15 protein-coding genes are annotated in these 18,550 nt (G+C 49.3%); 4 read left to right on the top strand and 11 right to left on the bottom strand.

What is annotated here, in order from left to right; genetic code table 11:
• Nucleotides 1–18 precede the first annotated feature (18 nt).
• The 3 genes from EI981_RS00885 to EI981_RS00875 form a co-directional block, all read right to left on the bottom strand.
• Nucleotides 19–2,328, bottom strand: a complete 2,310-nt coding sequence (locus EI981_RS00885) for a beta-glucosidase family protein (RefSeq protein WP_227011636.1) — start codon at nucleotides 2,326–2,328, stop codon at nucleotides 19–21.
• A 58-nt stretch (nucleotides 2,329–2,386) separates the two neighbouring features.
• Nucleotides 2,387–3,637: an MFS transporter gene (locus EI981_RS00880; RefSeq protein ID WP_126994606.1), complete on the bottom strand. Its 1,251-nt coding sequence runs from the start codon at nucleotides 3,635–3,637 to the stop codon at nucleotides 2,387–2,389.
• 196 nt (nucleotides 3,638–3,833) lie between these two features.
• A complete protein-coding gene (locus EI981_RS00875; protein ID WP_126994604.1) occupies nucleotides 3,834–6,371 on the bottom strand; it encodes a GH39 family glycosyl hydrolase in 2,538 nt (845 codons plus the stop codon).
• A gap of 165 nt (nucleotides 6,372–6,536) precedes the next feature.
• On the opposite strand from EI981_RS00875, the gene EI981_RS00870 reads away from it, so the two are divergent.
• From EI981_RS00870 to EI981_RS00855, 4 genes are read left to right on the top strand one after another with little or no spacing between them, the layout of a single operon-like run.
• The gene (locus EI981_RS00870) at nucleotides 6,537–7,448 is read left to right on the top strand and encodes an ABC transporter ATP-binding protein (protein WP_193556420.1); all 912 of its coding nucleotides are present in this window, start codon (nucleotides 6,537–6,539) and stop codon (nucleotides 7,446–7,448) included.
• A complete protein-coding gene (locus EI981_RS00865; RefSeq protein ID WP_126994600.1) occupies nucleotides 7,445–8,182 on the top strand; it encodes an ABC transporter permease in 738 nt (245 codons plus the stop codon). Before EI981_RS00870 ends, EI981_RS00865 begins: the two co-directional genes overlap by 4 nt.
• Before the next feature lie 29 nt (nucleotides 8,183–8,211).
• The gene (locus EI981_RS00860; protein WP_126994598.1) at nucleotides 8,212–9,348 is read left to right on the top strand and encodes a sensor histidine kinase; all 1,137 of its coding nucleotides are present in this window, start codon (nucleotides 8,212–8,214) and stop codon (nucleotides 9,346–9,348) included.
• On the top strand, nucleotides 9,333–9,935 hold the full coding sequence (locus EI981_RS00855; RefSeq protein ID WP_126994595.1) for a response regulator transcription factor: 603 nt from the start codon (nucleotides 9,333–9,335) through the stop codon (nucleotides 9,933–9,935). Before EI981_RS00860 ends, EI981_RS00855 begins: the two co-directional genes overlap by 16 nt.
• 43 nt (nucleotides 9,936–9,978) lie before the next feature.
• Here EI981_RS00855 and trxB read toward each other — a convergent pair whose 3' ends face one another.
• The 8 genes from trxB to hisH all read right to left on the bottom strand — a co-directional run bounded on the left by trxB (nucleotide 9,979) and on the right by hisH (nucleotide 18,548).
• Nucleotides 9,979–10,929 (bottom strand): thioredoxin-disulfide reductase, encoded by a 951-nt coding sequence (gene trxB, locus EI981_RS00850; RefSeq protein WP_126994593.1) that lies wholly within the window; start codon nucleotides 10,927–10,929, stop codon nucleotides 9,979–9,981.
• Nucleotides 10,930–11,136: 207 nt separating this feature from the next.
• Nucleotides 11,137–12,879 (bottom strand): tetratricopeptide repeat protein, encoded by a 1,743-nt coding sequence (locus EI981_RS00845; protein WP_418789031.1) that lies wholly within the window; start codon nucleotides 12,877–12,879, stop codon nucleotides 11,137–11,139.
• 457 nt (nucleotides 12,880–13,336) lie between these two features.
• Nucleotides 13,337–14,284 carry a ribose-phosphate diphosphokinase gene (locus EI981_RS00840; protein ID WP_126994591.1) on the bottom strand — a complete coding sequence of 316 codons (948 nt, stop codon included), beginning with the start codon at nucleotides 14,282–14,284 and terminating at the stop codon, nucleotides 13,337–13,339.
• Nucleotides 14,285–14,364: 80 nt separating this feature from the next.
• On the bottom strand, nucleotides 14,365–15,201 hold the full coding sequence (gene hisJ, locus EI981_RS00835) for a histidinol-phosphatase HisJ (protein WP_126994589.1): 837 nt from the start codon (nucleotides 15,199–15,201) through the stop codon (nucleotides 14,365–14,367).
• 18 nt (nucleotides 15,202–15,219) lie between these two features.
• A complete protein-coding gene (hisIE, locus tag EI981_RS00830; protein WP_127004212.1) occupies nucleotides 15,220–15,987 on the bottom strand; it encodes a bifunctional phosphoribosyl-AMP cyclohydrolase/phosphoribosyl-ATP diphosphatase HisIE in 768 nt (255 codons plus the stop codon).
• Between the two features lie 2 nt (nucleotides 15,988–15,989).
• Nucleotides 15,990–16,748: an imidazole glycerol phosphate synthase subunit HisF gene (hisF, locus tag EI981_RS00825; RefSeq protein ID WP_127004210.1), complete on the bottom strand. Its 759-nt coding sequence runs from the start codon at nucleotides 16,746–16,748 to the stop codon at nucleotides 15,990–15,992.
• A gap of 301 nt (nucleotides 16,749–17,049) precedes the next feature.
• On the bottom strand, nucleotides 17,050–17,787 hold the full coding sequence (gene hisA / locus EI981_RS00820) for a 1-(5-phosphoribosyl)-5-[(5-phosphoribosylamino)methylideneamino]imidazole-4-carboxamide isomerase (protein WP_126994587.1): 738 nt from the start codon (nucleotides 17,785–17,787) through the stop codon (nucleotides 17,050–17,052).
• Between the two features lie 128 nt (nucleotides 17,788–17,915).
• Nucleotides 17,916–18,548 carry an imidazole glycerol phosphate synthase subunit HisH gene (gene hisH, locus EI981_RS00815; protein WP_126994585.1) on the bottom strand — a complete coding sequence of 211 codons (633 nt, stop codon included), beginning with the start codon at nucleotides 18,546–18,548 and terminating at the stop codon, nucleotides 17,916–17,918.
• Between the last annotated feature and the right edge of the window lie 2 nt (nucleotides 18,549–18,550).

Genomic DNA, 18,550 nt, shown 5'->3' with positions numbered 1-18,550 from the left:
TCCGCTCGAATCACTTACTTACAGACCCAGCTTCTGATTCAAATCATCGATGAGCTTCTGGAAATCTGCTTCCGACATGCCTGAGCCAAAGAAGCTGATCATAGAACGCAGTCCGTCGTATTTCTTCCATTTAGCAACTTCTTCAAATAATAGAAGCAGGCCCCCATCCCCCATACTCTCTGCGAAGAGTGCTCCCATATGCTTAATGCTCTCGAGACTGTCATTCATTGCTTTCTCAGCAAATTCAGCTGTCTCTGGAATAGCCAGCAGCTCATAGAACTTCGTATTACGGGTTACCTTGCAGAACGGAATCATCGTCGATACCACTTTGATGGTCGCTCTTAGCGGCGTTGCAACGGAAGAAGAACCAACGACAATATCATACGAGCCCGTCTCCGCGAACCAGTCATGGATTTCCGTGTTGAAATAGGCGAAGGAGCGTTTGTCGAGCGTAAAGTTTACCTCTGTAGACTCTCCCGCTTGCAGTTCCACCTTCTCGAAGCCTTTAAGCTCCTTCACAGGTCTTACCACCGTGCTGTCCAGCGGCTGTACATAGAGCTGCACGATCTCTTTCCCCGTGCGATTTCCGGTATTGCGTACAGTAACTATAATCTCGACAGTATCGCTATCCTTCATAACCTCTTTGCTCAACCTGATATTTTCATAAGTAAAGCTTGTGTAGCTAAGACCATAACCGAACGGGAACAGCGGCTGCTCCTCTTTGGCCTCGTAATAGCGGTACCCTACGAACAAGCCTTCACCATAATTAACCTCACTTTTCCCTCCAGGGAAGTTCAAATATGCTGGAGTCTGCTTCAGACTGACTGGGAAGGTCTCAGCCAGTTTGCCACTTGGGTTCACCTTGCCGAAGAGAATATCCGCTGCCGCGCCCCCGCCGGCTTGCCCGCCCAAATACCCTTCAAGAATGGCTTTGGCGGAGTCCAGCCAAGGCATAACTACCGGCGCACCGTTCGACAGTACAACGATCGTATTCGGCTGTACCTCGGCAACCCTGCGGATCAGCTCGCAATGGGACTCTGGCATATCCAGGTGCTTACGATCGAAGCCCTCTGATTCGAAGCTGTCCGGCAGCCCCGCGAATATAATCGCTGCATCCTTGCCGGCTGCCAGTTGAACCGCTTCAGTGATCAGAGCTTCATCTACCACGTCTTGATTCAAATGGTAACCCTCTGCAAAACCAACCCCATCACCGGCTATCTCGCGGATTGAATCAAGAGCATGGTCTAACTGTGTCGGAGAAATATGCGAGCTACCCCCACCTTGATAGCGAGGCTTTGCTGCAAAGGCGCCGATCACAGCCACCGATTGCTTTGGATCAAGCGGCAGTAGGCTATCTTCATTCTTAAGCAGAACCATACATTCAGCGGCCGTTCGTCTAGCCAGCACGTGATGCTCCTGTTTGTCGTAAGTGAAGCCTTCCTTCCGCGCATCATAGGTCTTGAAGATGACATTCAGCAGTCGTTCAACCGCTTGATCAAGCACAGCTTCATCCATCTTGCCTGATTTCACAGCGTCAACGATCATCTGATCACGATCCGGCCCACTATACGGCATTTCCAGTTCAAGCCCAGCCTGAAGTCCTTTGACGCGTTCATTAATAGCGCCCCAGTCGGTCATCACGAATCCTTGATGGCCCCATCTTTTCTTAAGCACATCCGTCAACAAATATTCATTCTCCGAGCAGAACTCTCCATTAACGAGGTTGTAGGCACACATGACCGTCCAGGCATCGCCCTTGGAAATCGTCCCTTCAAAAGCCCGCAGATAGATTTCATTCAATGTGCGCGCATCCACGATCGTATTGATCGAGTTGCGCAGTGTCTCTTGATTGTTGGCCGCAAAATGCTTCACAGAAGTACCAACGCCTTGCTCCTGAACACCTAGTACATGATGGGTTCCCATCTCCGACGCGAGGAACGGGTCCTCCGAGAAATACTCGAAGTTGCGTCCGCAGAGCGGTGAACGCTTAATGTTCACAGCCGGGCCGAGAATGATCTGGACGTCTTCCGCCTGGCATTCCTCGCCGAGCGCACGCCCGACTTCTTGAATAAGATGACGGTCCCAGGACGAGGCCAGAGCCGCACCGCTCGGGAAGCAGGTTGCCGGTACGCTTTTGCTCGACATATCGCCCGGATTCTCCTGCTTGCGAAGGCCATGTGGACCATCTGTCATGACGATGGAAGGAATACCTACTCTCTCCACCGCTTTGGTCTGCCACATGTTCAGCCCGGAACATAGACTTGCTTTCTCTTCAATGGTCATCTGGGAAATGATAGCTTGAATATTTCTGTCCAAGGTTTGTGTCATAATTTAAGATTCCTCCTTATATTCATCGTGTGTACATGTATACGGAATGATTGTTTACTTACTTTTGCCCGACCTCTGGTAATGGCTTAACCGCCATCATACTAAGCACGACGCAGAGCGCCAGTACAACATAGAAGAATGACCAACCGCCGATGCCCAGCAGAACCGGTGCGATCGCAGGTACGATCGATTGTGGCAAGGCATTCGCGACATTCATCAAGCCGAAGTCCTTGGCTGAGTCCTCTTTCCGAGGAAGGATACGGGCTACAAGGGCCATATCCACTGCCGAGAAGCAGCCTCCGCCCAAACCAATAATCGCTGCGGCGATAACGTACGTGATGTAGTTCGGAATAAAAGCGAACATCAGAAGACCGATAACCATAATAAAAGCGGAACCATACAGGAACGGTTTCTGCTTGCGGTATTTATCCGAGAGAACACCACCAAAGATACTTGTAACCGCCATAGCCAGCATCGAGATAATATTGATTGTCCCCACACTATTCGTTGCCTGTGTCTCTGTGAAGCCCATCCGATTAACGAGCATGACCGTCAAATAAAGAGTGCTGCAATAGCCCATCATCAGCAGAAATTTCGATATGAGTGCCCAGGTGAAGTGCGGGAATTTCCGTGGGCTCGGATAAATTTTGCTCAGCTTCTCACCGAATGGAATTCGCTCTTTTGGAGCACGTTCAATCTCTATCTTGCCATCGCGGATTAAGAAGCAGCTGATCACCGGTCCGATAATTCCTAGAGCACTCAATAAGGTCCACTTCGTAGCCGAGGATACGCCAGGCATCAGCATCATCAATACCATTCCTACTGTCATTGCAATCGGCAGAATCAAGCCAATCAGGCCCGAGATCGTCCCCTGTTTCTCTTGCTTAACCTGATCTGGAATAAGCGCGGTATAAGCCGCCATGGCAAAATTGAAGAACAATTGGGCAACCGACCAACCAACGATAATCTGCCACACCTGAGTAGCTGTACCTACCCATAGCAAGGCCAAGCTTCCGATCACAGAACCGATAAAGATCCAGGTGCGCCGACGGCCAAACCCGATATTCGTCCGGTCGCTGATCGCACCGCCAAGCGGATTGCCAATCAGGGCAAAGAAAGCGCCGATACCGGCGACTAGACCGTAGGATGATGTGTATCCATCAGGGTCGATCTCTATCATTTTAAAAGTCAGCAGCAGAACTGCCGGAGTCATTAGCGCTAACATCATTAATCCGTAACCCAGCATGATGCCGGATGTTAATCTTCCTAGCGGTGTTACGACTTGCCCTCTTATTTTGGACTCTGCCATTAGAAGGACCCCCTTATGATAACTACATATTTGACAGCGCTTTCATATATCTATGATATAAAATAACGCCCGTCTTCCGACAGGCGCTTAATTAGCTTCTTGTAGGGTTATTTTTAATCATTTTTATGCAAGCGCTTCATTCTGGACCGGAAAGGACATTAAATAACGACATACTCGCCATACATCTCCTTGTCCCTTAAAGCAGAGGTGTCAGCACCATCAATTCTAATGCATGCGGCTCAAGCTGTGCTATATAGGTCATTCCGCCATGAATTTCAATCTCCTGTATATGCTTCTGGGGACGCGAGGCAGCGGTCAAATAGACACTATCCTCTTCCGTTACATAATCCGGCGCCCCCATCCTGACCCATTCATCATAACTGCTGCCTTGCTGACGTGATACAGAGTGGGTCTCCATCCGGTACCTTCCTTCGGGAATTCCTTGAAGATCCAGCTCCAGCTTAGCGACCTTTTCATTCTTAAATCCGTTATAACGATTCGTTGCGTTAATAAATGAGTTATCCCCCAGCGCATACAGATCATCGAAGTGACAGTAATTATAGCTTAGCACTTGATAACTACCGCGAGCTTCGGTTACGACATAACCATCGCCTTGGGCAATCAGCCGATCTCCCAGCTTGGACAGAAGCTCATAAGCTGTCATCGCAGCCTTAGGAATCCCGTATTGGGCGATCAGACCAAGACCTCCATGGAACAATTGCTCCGATGCTGGTGTCTCTTCGATATTGTCACTAAGCACCCAGTACCCGAAGCCTTCAATGCTATCCAGATTCTCGACGATATTCTTCGCAATATAGGACGCCTTGTATAGCGTATCATTCGTCAATTCACGATGGTACGCCGTAGAGTTCCACTCTGTCAAATATAGATCGAGGTGAGATAGTCCCAGATCATCCAGCATTCTTTTCTCTTGCGCCAGCATATCCCGAAGAATATCGGGGTTCGGTGATATCGATACAAATTGCTCCATGACAACACGGAAGGACAAGTTGCTCATGGTATACAAATGCTCTAATTTGCGATGATCATTCTCGATGAGATCCTCATGAGGGTAGAAATGGACCGGAAGAAAATCAGGCAAACAATCATGCTCCTGGCAAAATGCAATGAAATTGTGAAAATACGCTACCGTATCCGTCGAGATAATCCGCCCTGGTGCGCCGATCTGCAATCTGCCTGCGACCCGTTTCACTGCACGATACGAATGCAGATAGAACTCATTATATTCATCCACTGTCCCCGGCCAGAATACGGCCAGCTCCGGCTCGTTCCAGAATTCAAGCTTCCAGCTCTCTACCTCTTCACGGCCATACCGGTTGATGCAGTGACGCAGAAACCGATCCAACAGCTCACACCAGCGCTCTATGGAGCTTGGTCCGCTCACGAAGCTGGGGATGAAGAATACCGACTTGCTCTGTTCAGCCGCAAGCTCAGAAGGCATGAACCCTAACTCGATAAACGGCTTCAAACCGATGGATAATAAAAAGTCGAAGAGCTGGTCTACAAAGCGAAAGTTATAATAAGGCTGCCCCTCATCCTCGTGATAGATCATCATACCGTCATCAAATATTCCGTGGAAGCGAATCTCCCGAAAAGGACAGCGCTGCTGCAAATAACGCAGCTGATTCCGCACATCTTCATGCAGTCCTTCCTTGGCCTTGCCGATCGTGATGAGATTCTTCCAGGTATGCCTTAGCTGCCGCCCCTGTATAGACAAGTCAATAGCCTTATTAATTACTTCGATTCCCAGAACCTGCAGCTCCTGACCGGATTGGCTTCGCTGCAAATACTGATTAATGATTCCAAGCGCGCTAGCCCTATTGAAGGCGAGGTAGCCCTGCGATATTCTCTCATTCGTCTTACCCATGACCGGATTGTACTGTCTGCGATACTCGCTTGGGGTCATATGATAACGATTTTTAAACACAGTATAGAACGATTTCGAATTGGGGAAGCCGTGCTTCAGCGCAATTTCATTGACCGGCGTCTCCATATGATTAAGCATGTCGTCCACTGCATTTTTCAAGCGTATTCCACTTACAAATGATTGGAAATTCAGACCGATCTGCTCGCCCAGGAACTTCGATAAATACGGAACAGATAAAAACTCCTTCTCCGCAATTTCCTGCAGCGTGATCGGTTCTTGATAATGCTCTTCTATGTAATTGATAATGCGCAGCATGCGATCCATATATTTTTCCTTAATCGCACCTTCTCCCTCCGGCTCTTCTGTCCGGAACCGCTGCATTAGAATCGAAAATACGCTCAACATACGAATCCGCATTTCCAGCTCGTATACCTCGCCTCGTTTATATGTCATCTGTACCATCTCCGCCAGCAGCTGACGAATGCGATCCAGAGCAGGACGGGATTCCTTGCCCGCCGTACTGGAATCACAATCGAAGTAAGCATGCTCCACACCTTTGATATTCCCCTTAATGAAGGTATCAGGAATTAGAAAAGTCGCGATGATGTTGTTGTGGAAGCCAATTACCTCATGTACATGCCCCGAATTAATCAGTTTGACATCGCCCTCTGACAACGTCTGCTGCTTATGACCCACCGTCACTTCCAGGCTTCCCCGGAGGACAAAGATCATCTCCACACTGTTATGCCAGTGGCTCGGCACATAATTCACACTATGCAAGGAGACATCAAACGGTAAAGTATCGCTTGTCTCCACCAGTTCGTAGATCGATTTTCTCGTCTTCATCATTAGCCTCCTAGAGGATCAAGTTAAGAATAGAACATCCATTCATATTTATGACATCTGTCACTTTGAAGTCATGACAAAGCTTACTACTAAGGTTTTTGAAAATTCTATATCTTTAAATTACGACATAAAGGTCATGTACTTTAAGTTATGGAGGCGAATATCTTGAATCCTATTATTGAACTGCGTAACACGAGCAAAACCTTTAACCATAGAATAGCTGTAAATGATGTATCATTTCAAATCGAACCGGGCTCTGTCACAGCCATCCTTGGCCCTAATGGAGCCGGGAAGACGACCACACTCTCGATGATGCTCGGCCTGCTGGAGCCATCCCAAGGAACGGTCAAGCTGTTTGGCCGCTCGCCCAAAGAACGGTCCGTCAGAGAACGAATCGGAGTCATGCTGCAGCATGTCAGCATCATGGATCGCTTGAAGGTGCGAGAGATTCTCGAACTGACTCGCAACTATTATCCGAATCCCATGGACATGGAATTCCTTATCCATCTCACCGGTCTAACGCCTAGCGACTTGAACCGCTATACCGAGAAGCTATCCGGCGGACAGAAGCGTAGCCTGGGCTTCGCCATGGCACTGGCCGGCGATCCGGAGGTACTGTTCTTCGATGAGCCTACCGTTGGTCTCGATACCATGGCAAGACGCCGCTTCTGGGAGACGGTGCATAAGCTGGCCAAACAAGGCAAGACAATTCTATTCACCACCCATTATCTGCAGGAGGCTGATGATACGGCAAACCGCATCATCCTGTTCAACCAAGGATCAATCGTAGCCGATGGGTCTCCAGGAGAGATCAAGTCGAGGATCATCCATAGCTCCCTGTCCTTTCTATCCGATGAGGACGGACCGGAATTGCGAGCCAAGCTTAGCTTATTGCCACCGGTTACGAACTGCTATAACCGAGACGGAAGAATTTATGTATCCACCGACAACACCGATGCCGCGCTTGCCGCCATCTTTGCAGCCGGACTCCCTGTCCGGGATATAAAGATTCACTCTGGAAGCCTTGATGAAGTATTTGAGCAGTTAACGATGACCCAGGAGGAGACCGCGATATGAAACTAGTAATTACACAATTCAAAATGGAGCTACTACGGATATTCCGTAATCCCTATTATGTATTCTGGTCATTGGCTATGCCGATCGTCTTCTATTTTCTCTTTACTCGTATCATTAGTACTGGAGCTCCCGACGCTGCAGCCTGGAATAATCATTATCTCATGTCGATGGCTGCTTTCAGCATCATGGGCTCGGCTATAATGACATTAGGCATACGTATCGTACAGGAACGCAACCATGGCTGGAGCACATTTATGCGCGTTACCCCGCTTCCGGGAGCGATATATTTTCTGGGTAAAATGTTCGGACAGACGATTATGCATCTAACATCGATCATTTTCATCTTCGTAGCAGGCTACCTAATTAACGGCGTCTCATTGCCAGCACTTACTTGGATTTATTGTGGACTATGGCTTCTGATAGCCTCCTCGCCATTCTTGGCACTAGGCACACTTGTCGGGTGCATGAAGCGGGTTGACACCGCCTCTGGTGTAAGTAATGCCTTATATCTAGTGATGGCCCTTCTGGGAGGGATGTGGATGCCGCTCGAGATATTGCCCAACATCATGCAAAATATCGGTAAATGGATGCCTTCTTACAACTTCGGCAACGGAGCTTGGGAGCTTGTCCAAGGGAATCCTCCGGAATGGAGTAATATTCTCATATTGGCAGGCTACTTTATCCTATTTATGTTAATATCCATATATACAAGAAGGAAGCAAGAAGCGATTTAATCGTAATGCCGTAGGAAGGAGTTCTCTGAATGTTCCCTAGAAAATACGGATTTTTCCCTTATATATGGCTAATATATATCATTATGCCAATCATCAACATTCAGAATGAATCCGGGATCAAGCTGATTATCGGTTATATGATGATCGGCTTGTTCGTCTTAACGTATCGTCAATTATATTTTGCCACGGGCAGAAGCTTCTCCTATTGGCTTGGACTGCAGATGCTGATTATCTCCATCATGAGCGGGTTCTACAGCTTCTACAACCTCTATATGGGCTTCTATACCGCCAATTTCATCGGCTGGTTCACGGACAAGCGAAAATTCAAGATTGCTATGACTGCCTTTGCCGCCGTGGAATCAACACCAGTGATCCTTCTAGTGAAACAAATGCAGATTCAAGAGATGTTGTTCAGTATCCCCTTCTTCCTCATTATGCTGGTCTCTCCATTTGGCATTCGCTCTATGAACCGTCGGCAGCAGTTGGAGAAGGAGCTGGATCAAGCCAATGAACGAATCAAGGAGCTCGTCAAGCGGGAGGAGCGGGTTCGCATCGCTCGTGATCTGCATGATACACTGGGGCACACGCTGTCATTGATCATATTGAAGAGCCAACTCGTTGAGAAAATGACAACCAAGGATCCGCAGCGTGCCCAAAATGAGGCGAGGGAAATCTATCAGACGTCGCGGGCCGCATTACGGCAAGTGAGGGAGCTTGTCTCTGATATGAGAGCCATCACAGTTGCTGAAGAGCTGGCTGAGACGGCCAAGATATTGAAGGTGGCGAATATCAAGCTGGAGATCAAAGGAGATGCGACGCTGGAGGATGTTGCCCTCTTGAATCAGAACATCATTAGCCTCTGTATCAAGGAAGGGGTTACGAATATCGTCAAGCATAGCCAAGCTACGCACTGCCAGATCACGATAGCAAGAACAGAGCGGAAAATTACAGTTCAAATCGAGGATAACGGGATCGGTCCCGCGCAGCAGGATCAGGCGAGCATTAGGTATGGCAACGGATTGAACGGGATGTGTGAACGACTGTCCCTCATCGAAGGCTCCCTATCAGTAGCAGCCGGAGCTAGACAGGGGATGATGATGACCGTGACAATACCACAGATTATTAAAGAACGGGAAGATGGTGAGACAGCATGTTTAAGATTCTGATCGCAGAAGACCAGCGCCTCCTGCGCGGAGCCCTGGCTTCTCTGCTTGATCTTGAGGATGATATTGAGGTCATTGGACAGGCGTCAGACGGTGCTGAGGCACTGGAGCTGATCTGCAAACTTCAACCGGACATCTGTCTCATGGATATTGAGATGCCGCAGCTCAGCGGTCTTGACGTCGCAGAAGAGATACAGGCTAGGGCACTCCCTTGCCGCGTTATCATCCTGACCACCTTCGCACGTCCAGGTTATTTTGAACGGGCCATCAAGGCGAATATCCATGGATACTTACTTAAGGATGAGCCCAGCGACAGACTAGCCGAAGCGATCCGCCGAGTCATGGCAGGACATCGCGAAGTTTCTCCGGAGCTCATCTTCGGCAGCTTGCACAATGAGAATCCGTTAACAGCCAGAGAGATCAATATTCTCAAGCTGGCTGCTCAAGGAGGCAGCGCAGCGGATATCGCCAAGTCGATGCATTTATCCTATGGCACGGTGCGTAATTATATATCCGAGATCATTAATAAGCTCGAGGCCAAAAATCGGATGGAAGCTGTCCGAATTGCAGAAGAGAAGGGCTGGATATAGCCCATAAAATACGTGTTCAAAAAGGCCAGTTTTCTTATAGCTGCTAGAGCATTTTGCTCCAATCATGGACCATATCCCCTTCCAGATACTTCTCGCAATCCATTGCAGCCATACAGCCTGAACCTGCGGCCGTAATCGCCTGGCGATAGTGCGTATCCTGTACATCGCCGCAAGCGAATACCCCCGGAATACTGGTCCTGGTGGTGCCTGGTGCAACGACGATGTAACCATGTTCATCCGTCTTCACTACGCCTTCCAGGAACTTCGTATTCGGAGTGTGGCCGATGGCGACGAATACTCCTTCCGCTTCGATCAACTCCTCCTGTCCATTCGCGTTGTTACGCACCTTCAAGCCAATCACAGCACCTCCATCATCTGTAGCAACTTCAAGCGGTATCCGATTTAGCGCCCATTTCACCTTCTCATTCTTCCGCACCCGTTCCTGCATAATCTTAGAGGCACGAAGCTCATCACGGCGGTGTACCACCGTTACGCTCGTAGCGAACCGGGTCAGAAATCCCGCTTCTTCCATCGCTGAATCACCGCCTCCGACGACGATAATCCCTTTGCCGCGGAAGAAAAAGCCATCACAGGTCGCGCAAGTACTTACTCCACGCCCGACATTATCCTGCTCTCCAGGAATGCCAAGATATCTTGCTGAGGCGCCCGTAGATACGATAACCGTCTCCGAAGTAAGTTCTTCCCCGCCTTCCAGAGTGAGTCTCAATGGCTTATCTGAGAAATCAACCTTCTTCACCCATCCATTTTTGAATTCCGCACCAAAACGCTCGGCCTGCTTGCGCATCCGATCCATCAGTTCCGGTCCCAGAATGCCTTCGGGGAAGCCCGGGAAATTCTCCACCTCTGTCGTCGTCGTTAACTGTCCTCCCGGCTGAACCCCCTCGATCACCAATGGATTCAGATTGGCTCGTGCCAGATAGATCGCTGCCGTCAGGCCAGATGGACCTGTGCCAATAACAATTGATTTATACATTGTGATCCCTCTCCAATCAGGATATATATTCATTCGAAGTATATAACTTAGATATAGATTAGGATTGTTCCGTCAAGCATTTTATATTCTATGCGGACATAAGTTTCATTCCATTCACCTTTAATGAGACGCAAAAATGCCGATCCTTCCCTCCCATATCAGGGAGGAAGAAATCGGCTCATTAGGATCACAGAATGATTTCAATTGTTATTTACACATCGGGAAGATCGTCTTTGACGCGCCCTCTGCTCCGCATACCTCATCAATTCGGCGACAATATCTTCTTACCGTCGAAGACGAAATACCGTACCGCTCCGCTATCTTCTCATAGGACATAGGGCGGTGATTCATTTTTGCTGTGAGATATTCCAATGCAGCTGCCCAGCCTTCAATATGTGAAATCGATGGAGTATCAGGATAAGATAAGTTCAAATATTGCACCCATAATGATTCCAAGTCATGTTGCTGCTTGATATCTGTGTTGCTGCGCATATGCTCACTAGCCAAATCCAATACGGCCTGCCACTCGTGCTTCCAGATCGGAAGCTGCGGCGAAGTTTGGCTCGGGTCTATCATAAGCGTTGCTTCCCCGGTACATACAGGCAATTCGTAATTAACACCGAGACTACGCAGTACATATAGTGCCAGATCCTTCAGATAGAGATCTTCATTCGGCTCCAGCAGGAACGACTTCAGCGCCTCTTCCACTTCATGATCACCTATAAGACCAAATGCTTGAATAACTTGAAGCTTGGTTCGATTATCCCCATAACGCAGGGCCCAGAAGAAAGAGGATCGAACCAACGGATTATCAGCTAGATCGGCCGGAACCCCTTCCCCCGGCTGCTCCCATTGCTTGATCTGCTCCTCGAATGGGAGATGATAATGATAATGGATCGGTACCGGTCTCGTTCCTGCTGACATCTCTTCAATCTGGCTTAAGTAATACTCGGATACCTCACTGCCCGGTTCAAGCCTATCTACATGACGCCATAACACCTCTGCCTCAGTGAATCGCCCAATATTACACGCGGCTACAGCGGTATAGTGATAAAGAGCCGGGTCCAACCTTAAATCCTCGTCCTTGAGTAGACGCCGGAAATGTCTGTATGCCACATCATGTGCACCAAGTACTCCCATCGTCGTTGCTAATTTAAATAGATGCTCTTGATGGAAGGGAACAATCTTGCGAAGCCTGTGTTCAAGCTCCAGCAGTAATGCAGTCTCTCCCTCATGCTGATACAGAATGGCTAAATTGCATAAGGCATGCAAATTGCCAGGTTCCTGCTCAAGCACCCCATATATCGTCTCGATGGCCTTAGAACATTGCCCCATATAGTAATAACCCAGAGCCAAGTTGTTGCGCGCCGCCCAGAAATCGGGCTGACCTTCCACGATGCTCTCCAGCAGCTTCACGGCTTCGGTGAATTTACCCTGCTCTAACAGCTCGCGGGCTCGGTCATGCTCCAGAACACCAGCCAATGACTTGATCTTCGTTACCTTTGCAGGACGTTCAAGCTCATATTGGAGCAGTTCCATCATTTCCTCAGCCTCGGCTAGAAATTGACCGTTCGGGTCCTCTTCTAAATAAGTAATTAGTGCGTTCTCCGCTTCTTCAAACATATCCATATTCGCATAATTATTTGCCATATAAAAATAGCACTCTGTCATCGCAGGATCGATCTTCTCCAGTATAACGGACAAGGCGGCGTTTGAAGCCTCGTAATCGCCCATCTCCGACAGGATGCCTGCCATATTGCAATGATTGACCGGATTATCCGGTTCATACTCTACTGCTTTGCGAAAATACTTCAATGCCTTGTCATAGTGAAAACGATCCAATGAAGAGACAGCTCTCTCAAAGAAAAAGCCAGCATCCATAGATATAGGCAGCACTTTGGCCCGCTTGCTTCTTCTTCCAGGTTGTTGAGTCTCTTTCAAACAAGGCACCTCCTTCTTTAATTCATTCTTTTAAAATACATGTTCAAAACAACATCTTTTGAATGCTATCCATTTCACAGTATAACACAGCCAACCCCGTCCTCCCATGATAAATGCATTTGGAGAATTACGGTTGTTAAATGAAAGCGCATGATAAATCTAATATTTAGCGATGTAACTTCCAACATAAATGGTAAAAAGATTATTGGTCATATATTTTTTTGGAAGAGGTAGGATAATTTGTGGTGGAGATCTTCTGGGGAAATATAATTATTACCTTAATCGCAATCGCATTCATACTAGCATGTATGGGTGGCTTGGTATATTGGCTAGTTACTAAGCTCAGGAAATAGTAGAGGGGGAGTCATGAGTCAGAGAATCAAATACTCTAAATACTTGTATTCGATTTCATAATAGAACATACCCGATTATGCTGCAAAGCCAGGGTAGGCTAAATGTCAGTTTATTATATCCCCTGGTCTTTGAACAGCGTAGCAATCGAACCGCCATCAAGAATGTATTGGGTTGCCCGAGCCAGCATAGGAGCTACGGATAGGACAGTAACATGCGGACCATGCTGATCCGGTTGGGCAATCGAGTCCGTGATGACCACTTGGGAGATCCAAGGATGACGCAGTCTCTCCTCCGCGTGGTCCGAGAACAGACCGTGCGTCGCACACACAATAGCTTCGCCTGCCCCGCGCTCCTTCAATCCCTGGGCCACATTGACAATCGTTGAACCTGTATCAATCAAATCCTCGATAATGATGGGCGTATAGCCTTCTACATCGCCAATCACATGTGTAATGACCGATTCGTTATGGGCTGGACGCTTCTTAATCATGATTGCGAACGGGGCATCAAGACCATTGGCGAGCTTCTCTGCCATAGAGGCTCGTCCCGCATCCGGGGATACGACGACCGGGTTAGAGATATTCTGTGACTTCAGATAATCTGTCATTAAATCCAGCGCAGTCAAATGATCGACAGGAATGTTGAAGAAGCCCTGTATGGCCGCCGCATGCAAGTCGATAGTTACAACCCGACTCGCCCCGGCTGTAGTAAGTACATCGGCTACCATCTTGGCCGAGATCGGCTCGCGCGGAGCCGACTTGCGCTCCTGTCTCGCATAGCCGTAATAAGGCATAATGATATTAATCGTTCGGGCCGAAGCCCGCTTGGCAGCATCTATCATCACGAGCAATTCAACGAACAGCTCATTAATCGGATGCGCCAGAGATTGGACCAGGAACACATCGCAATTGCGGATGCTCTCCTCATAATGAACGTAAATCTCACCGCTCTTGAAGCGGGACAAAGTGATTCTACCTGGTTCAACCCCCAACCGCTCACAAATTTGCCGCGTCAGTACCGGGTTGGAAGAGCCTGCGAAAATCCGTAACTTGCCTTCCATAATGCCCTCCTAGAGTTCATTGAATTGCTTGTTCAATACCCTTAAAGTTGCTAACACTATTATATCACTACAGCCGAACATTATTTATGGCCGCTCTTGAGCTGCAATGGCACCATCACCCTCTGCCGCTGTTCGAACGTCGCCAATTCACGAACCCCCAGCTTACACAATGTACTACGGGCGATATCCAGGTTCTCGCTTAGCTTCTTCGGGTCGTGGGCATCAGAACCGACCGTTAACGGAATGCCCAATTCTATCGCAGCCTTCAATATTCTGTCGCAAGGGAACATCTCTGCGCACGGCTTCGTTAGTCCCGAAGCATTCAATTCCATCGCTATACCAGCCTCAGCAATAGCAGTTAGAGTCTTTTGCTCCAGTTCGGCCACTTCTTGCTGACGCCCCTCCGGCTTATAATTGAACCGCTTGATCACGTCCAAATGCCCCATGATATCATAGAATCCTGTTCTGGCCGCTTTCTGCACAGCGTCATAATAGGTTTGGTATACCTCGAATACGTCCCGTCCTTCCCAATGATGGACCTGACGGAAATCGGAGACATCCCATTCCTCAAGGAAATGTACCGAGCCAATGACATAATCCCACGGGTAATCATTGATGATCTTCGCAATCTCGTTCTCCCAGCCTTCAATATAATCGGCCTCAAGCCCAACCCGTACTGAAATCGAAGAAGCATATTTCTGCTTCAGCTCAAATGCTTCCTCCACGTATCGTGGCAGCTCTTCCATTGGCATAGCCATCTCTGGATAATAAGTCTGCGGGTTTACATGCAGAAGCGGCATATGATCGGAGACTCCGATTTGGGACAAGCCGATTTCGATACCACGCTGGATATACTCCTCGAGTGTTCCAACGGCGTGCCCGCAGCGGGCATGATGCGTATGGTAATCTATAAGCATATCGCCTCACCTCCGCCCTTAATCACGACGCGGACGCTCGTGTCGGCGCTCCAGCTCAGCCATAATATCATCCAGCGGCAGGTTTCTCTCCCGCAGCAGTACCAGCAAATGATAGATGAGATCACTGACCTCGTATCGCAGCTCGTCGTTATCCTGATTTTTGGCGGCGATAATCGATTCTGCTGTCTCTTCGCCTACCTTCTTCAGGATTTTATCAATGCCTTTCTCGAACAGGTAAGTCGTATAAGCTCCTTCAGGACGTTCAATATAACGCTGGGCAATCAGACTCTCCAATTCAGCTAATACGGCAAAACGGCTGTCTGCTTCGGAAATACCTGCTGCTTCCTGTGGCGAAGCATTTGAAGTTGGCGTCGTAGCCTGATTCAGACTCTCCGTAACCGATCTCTCTGTTGCTAGTCCCTCTTGATCGGCAGAAGCTAACAACCGGTAGAAACAAGTTGTCTCCCCCGTATGACAAGCCGGACCCTGCGGGCTCACGAGTGCTAGCAGCGTATCCCCGTCACAATCGTAATTCAGCGAGAGAATTTGCTGCGTATTGCCTGAAGTAGCCCCTTTATTCCACAGCTCGGAGCGAGAACGGCTCCAGAACCAGGTTTGGCCCGTCTCAATCGATTTCTGCAGCGAGTCTTCATTCATATAGGCGAGCATCAGCACATCCTTTGTAGCAGCATCCTGGACGACCGTAGGGATAAGCCCATCCGCATCCCATTTTATATTCTGCTTCAGCTCCGTATATGATAATGCCAATTGTAGCGGCTGATTCATCGTCATCTTACTTCCACCCCTCTAGCCTTCAAGTCTGCCTTAAGCTCAGGTACTGCTACTTCTTTATAATGAAAGATCGTCGCCGCTAGCGCAGCATCCGCCTGTCCTTCCGTGAATACGTCGTAGAAATCTGCCATCTTGCCAGCTCCGCCGGAAGCGATCACCGGTATGCCAACCTGACTGCTAACCACCTTCGTTAGCGCAAGATCGAAGCCATCCTTAGTACCATCGGCATCCATACTCGTCAGCAGGATCTCGCCCGCTCCTTTCGCTTCAGCCTCCTGGATCCAGGCTAAGGCTCTCATGCCCGTAGGCTTACGGCCTCCATGGGTGAACACTTCCCAATCTCCCCATTCCGCATTGTACTTGGCGTCTACAGCCACTACAATACACTGCGAGCCGAATCTTCTCGCTCCGTCTAAGATCAGCTCGGGATTGGTTACAGCTGCAGTATTGATGGCAATCTTGTCAGCACCTGCCCTCAAAATCCGCTTCATATCGTCCACTTGCGATATGCCTCCGCCGACCGTGAAGGGAATAGCGATCTCGCCGGCAGTCTGACGCACTACCTCGATCATCGTAGCCCGACCTTCATGGGAAGCGGATATATCAAGAAATACGATCTCATCTGCCCCCTCCCGATCGTAGAGAGCAGCCAGCTCCACCGGATCTCCAGCATCACAAAGATTCACGAAATTAACGCCCTTTACCACTCGTCCGTCCTTCACATCAAGGCAGGGAATAATACGCTTTGCGAGCATGCTCATCGCTCTCCTCTCCAAATTTACGGTGTGTTAGCAAACCTTATAGAGGTTGTTCAAAAAAAATCCACTTTTGATCACGAAGTCAATCAGGCAGCTATTCGACATCGAATCTTGAATTCAGCCGGGTCTAAGCGAATGCTTACGAAGTCATGTTTCCTACGGAAACATCTTAGGTGCTCACGTACTAACCGTACGCTCCGCTCCTCAGACCCTAGCTTTATCCAACTGCAGCGTTTTGAAAAAACGCACATCGGAGCATAAGCTTCGGTGCTAAAAACCGACCTTTTTGAATACGCACTTACAATGCAGAGAACGCCTGAATTGCCTTCGCCAGATCAATATTGCCGGTATAAAGCGCCTTGCCGACAATTGCCCCGCCGATGCCTTGCTTGGCATAAGCAGCCAGCTTCAGCAGATCATCCTGCACCGTCACCCCGCCGGAGGCAATCACCGTGCGCCCCGATACTTCAGCTAGACGGCGGATTGCTTCTACATTCGGTCCCTGCATCATACCGTCGCGGGATATATCGGTAAAAATAAACGTCTCGGCCCCTTTGGATGCCAATTCTTTGGCCAGTTCCTCTGCCTTAACTTCTGATGTCTCCAGCCAGCCGCGTGTCGCAACAAGTCCGTCCCGGGCATCGATGCCAATCGCCACTTTATCGCCATATGTGCCCAGCACCGACTCGGTGAACTCCCGATCCTCAATCGCTGCCGTCCCGATAATAACCCGGCTGACTCCGAGCGACAGCAAGTGTTCCACATCCTGAACTGAGCGCAGCCCGCCTCCGACCTGAACCGGAACCTGTACCGCCCGTGCGATCTCGCCGATCAGCTGATCGTTCATCGGATGACCGGCCTTGGCTCCATCAAGATCGACCAGATGGATGAACTGTCCGCCCTGCTTCTCCCATGACTTAGCCACTTCAATCGGATTATCATTATATACCGTCTCCTGGCTATAATCGCCCTGAATGAGACGAACGCATTTCCCGCCGCGGATATCGATCGCCGGATAAATTACGAATGATGACATTTCCCTTCCCCCCGCACTGGTTAGTTATGATTTCTATAGAACAATATAAGAGGTTCCTCAAAAAGTCCACTTTGATCACGTACTATAAGTGTACTTGCTCATTCTGTCTTGGTAGCACCTTGCATCAATTAGCTTATCGCTGCACCTGACGCAACTAGCGCGAGGAAATTGCGCAGCAGCGCCATGCCCAGCTCACCGCTCTTCTCGGGATGGAACTGCATCCCGAACACATTACCGCGACCTACGATCGCGGTAACTGGCTGGCCGTAGTCGGTCACGGCCAGAAGATCCTGCTCCCGCTCTGGCAGTACATGATAGGAGTGGACGAAGTATACATGTCCTTCGTCAAGTCCTGCCAGAAGCGGGTGCTCCGGCTGCTTGAACTGCAGCCGGTTCCAGCCCATGTGCGGCACCTTCAGGCCGCTCTCCGGGCTGAAACGCACGGCCCGGCCGGGTAGCAGACCCAGGCCGTCGTGCAAGCCATGCTCTCCGCTAGCGGAGAAGAGCAACTGCATCCCGAGGCAGATACCGAGCAGCGGCTTGCCGCTGTCCACAGCCTGCCTCAGCGTGCCATCGAGGCCGGAGGCGGTAAGCTGCTCCATCGCGTCGCCGAAGGCGCCGACTCCAGGCAGCAATATGCCGTCCGCAGCCAGAAGTACGGCTGCATCACCGCTCACGACGGCCTCGTAGCCGAGACGCTCGATGGCTTTGGCAACACTATGTAAGTTGCCCATCCCATAATCGACAATCGCGAGCTTCATGA

Origin of the sequence: Paenibacillus lutimineralis (assembly GCF_003991425.1) — a bacterium.
Lineage (GTDB): Bacteria > Bacillota > Bacilli > Paenibacillales > Paenibacillaceae > Fontibacillus > Fontibacillus lutimineralis.
Note: the sequence above shows the minus strand (reverse complement) of the source record. Positions and strands in the feature narration are given on the sequence as shown.

Excerpts from the sequence above, each read along its gene's own strand:
- EI981_RS00885 (WP_227011636.1), bottom strand. The coding sequence starts at position 2,328 with ATGACACAAACCTTGGACAGAAATATTCAAGCTATCATTTCCCAGATG.
- EI981_RS00875 (WP_126994604.1), bottom strand. The coding sequence starts at position 6,371 with ATGAAGACGAGAAAATCGATCTACGAACTGGTGGAGACAAGCGATACT.
- hisJ (WP_126994589.1), bottom strand. The coding sequence starts at position 15,201 with ATGCTTATAGATTACCATACGCATCATGCCCGCTGCGGGCACGCCGTT.
- EI981_RS00865 (WP_126994600.1), top strand. The coding sequence starts at position 7,445 with ATGAAACTAGTAATTACACAATTCAAAATGGAGCTACTACGGATATTC.
- hisH (WP_126994585.1), bottom strand. The coding sequence starts at position 18,548 with ATGAAGCTCGCGATTGTCGATTATGGGATGGGCAACTTACATAGTGTT.
- hisF (WP_127004210.1), bottom strand. The coding sequence starts at position 16,748 with ATGCTCGCAAAGCGTATTATTCCCTGCCTTGATGTGAAGGACGGACGA.
- EI981_RS00855 (WP_126994595.1), top strand. The coding sequence starts at position 9,333 with ATGTTTAAGATTCTGATCGCAGAAGACCAGCGCCTCCTGCGCGGAGCC.
- trxB (WP_126994593.1), bottom strand. The coding sequence starts at position 10,929 with ATGTATAAATCAATTGTTATTGGCACAGGTCCATCTGGCCTGACGGCA.
- EI981_RS00840 (WP_126994591.1), bottom strand. The coding sequence starts at position 14,284 with ATGGAAGGCAAGTTACGGATTTTCGCAGGCTCTTCCAACCCGGTACTG.
- hisA (WP_126994587.1), bottom strand. The coding sequence starts at position 17,787 with ATGTCATCATTCGTAATTTATCCGGCGATCGATATCCGCGGCGGGAAA.
- EI981_RS00880 (WP_126994606.1), bottom strand. The coding sequence starts at position 3,637 with ATGGCAGAGTCCAAAATAAGAGGGCAAGTCGTAACACCGCTAGGAAGA.
- hisIE (WP_127004212.1), bottom strand. The coding sequence starts at position 15,987 with ATGAATCAGCCGCTACAATTGGCATTATCATATACGGAGCTGAAGCAG.
- EI981_RS00860 (WP_126994598.1), top strand. The coding sequence starts at position 8,212 with ATGTTCCCTAGAAAATACGGATTTTTCCCTTATATATGGCTAATATAT.